This is a genomic window from Zoogloea sp. LCSB751, assembly GCF_002028455.1.
In the GTDB taxonomy this organism is placed as follows: domain Bacteria; phylum Pseudomonadota; class Gammaproteobacteria; order Burkholderiales; family Rhodocyclaceae; genus Zoogloea.
This window is the reverse complement of record NZ_MWUM01000498.1, coordinates 1-245: the sequence shown is the minus strand read 5'-3', so window position 1 is coordinate 245 and position 245 is coordinate 1. Positions and strand designations below refer to the sequence as shown.

Annotated in this window: 1 protein-coding gene; it reads right to left on the bottom strand. The window is 68.2% G+C overall.

Going from position 1 to position 245, the window contains the following annotated elements; genetic code table 11:
• Positions 1–245: hypothetical protein (locus tag B4920_RS29690; protein WP_161493401.1), on the bottom strand; the 245-nt coding region annotated here is incomplete at both ends.

Sequence of the window (245 nt, the reverse complement as noted above, 5' to 3'; positions counted from 1 at the left end):
CACAGCAGCACGATGATCCGCCGCCAGAATTCGCGCTCGATGTCGCGCATGATGCTGCCGATGGGCGCCGAAACGCTGGCGACCAGGGCATTGTTGGCCAAGCGGACGGGCTCCAGGATGAACAGCCTTTCCTCCCCGTCCACCCCGGCCATGACGACCCGGCTCTCTTTTGCGGCCAGCGCGGCGAGCAGGCGTTGCCGGCTGCTGTCCGACAAGGCCTTGCCGCGCCAGGCATCGGGGTCCGG